Below are 1487 nucleotides of genomic sequence, written 5' to 3' on the forward strand. Positions count from 1 at the left end.
CGCGCCTTGATCGGCGGCCGCTGCCAGGGTGACCTGCTTCATCCGAGCATCATCCCAACCTAGCGCCAGCATTGCCACCAGATCAACCCGGTACGCGGACCTTAATCAGCGTAGCCCTAAAGCGCACCATGAGTTCCAGGACGACGAGATCGCGCGCTTCCTGCGGTTGGTGATGGATCAGATCGGCCAGATCACGGCGATCATCAACCGCCGGCGGCGCACTGGTCAGAACTTTGTATGCCTGGAACACGATGACATGCAAGCGATCGACAAGCTGAAGCAATCGATAGCATCGTCGGCCCAGATCATCGCCGCAAAGTACGGAATTTCCGACATGCATTTGAGGATGCACGAGGTCGACTAGCGATTAGCTGGCGCTGTCGGCCAGGAGCGGTCGGGGGCAGAGGTCTGCTGTCGCGTGCATCCGGATGGCCGCGGGACGCGGGGGCCGCAATTGCTACGTGTCCCCCGGGCCGCTGCGTGGCCCTCCTACCTTGCCTTCGCAATTGCGTCCCCCCCGCATCCCACAGCAGCACCTCTGTGTGTCCTCGACGAAGAAGCCGGGCGTCGCGCAAGCGGGCAGTGGGGCGGCCCTGATGCGCATTTACAGGAGGAGGACCGCGTAGCGGGCCGGGGGACACGAAGCATCAGGCCCGCCCCGCTGCCCGCGCCCATCCCTTGAGGATCAGGCGGAAGACCGCTCCGGGTCGTGGGCCGCCCTGCGCGACTTCGACCGGTCGACCGTAGAGCTGCCGTTCAAGTTGGCTGGCAGCACAGCTGACGCTCGGAAACACCCGGACGCGACCCAACTCGGACATAGCGGCCGCCGTTGCCAACGGGTGCTCGGCGGCGAAAGCGGCGCCGTGGCAGTAAGATCCGTCTCCTGCTCAGAAGGAAGCATTGGAGCGAGAAGACCGACAGTTCAATCAGCCTGACGTATCAACAGATGCAGAAGACAGAAAGGACCGTCATCCGACAGCTGGGTGAGATTCCCACTAACAACAGGAACCGTACCGTAACCAACGCACAGCAAACCAAGGAGGTGGCTATGAAGACTTCAAACTTCAAGTTCAAGTTCGTGGCGAGTTGGGCTGTGGCACTGTCGGTCTTCGTTGGCGCTGGAGGTGCACAGTACATCTGTGCTCGATCCAATGCTTCTTCCGCGTAGACCGGGATGGCCACAGGTTGAAGACTCCCTAGCCACGTGCCGGCAAGCGCCGGCCGCACCAGAGCCATGACGGCAGCACGCCGGACATGACCTACTTCGCAACGCTGGCGCCGCTGGCACAGGCCGCATGAAGGCTGAAGCCTGAGTACGGGTCCCAACCGGGGCCGCCTCCGGCGGCCTGGCAGGGGCCTGGGACTGAAGGGGGGTGTCCGAATTTCTGTGTGTGAGGCGGGTTGCTGAATTGGCCCTGGGCCGATTTCCTCACTGCATCGGGGCCCCTGCCAGGCCGCCAGAGGCGCCCCCTGAATGCCTCATCGGC

1 protein-coding gene is annotated in these 1487 nt (G+C 63.2%); it reads right to left on the reverse strand.

From position 1 onward, the window contains the following. Positions 1 to 82: 82 nt before the first annotated feature. Positions 83 to 340, reverse strand: a complete 258-nt coding sequence (locus tag AACH10_RS25305) for a hypothetical protein (RefSeq protein ID WP_341413339.1) — start codon at positions 338 to 340, stop codon at positions 83 to 85. Positions 341 to 1487: the final 1147 nt, after the last annotated feature.

The organism is Pseudaquabacterium inlustre, assembly GCF_038066595.1.
Lineage (GTDB): Bacteria > Pseudomonadota > Gammaproteobacteria > Burkholderiales > Burkholderiaceae_C > Pseudaquabacterium > Pseudaquabacterium inlustre.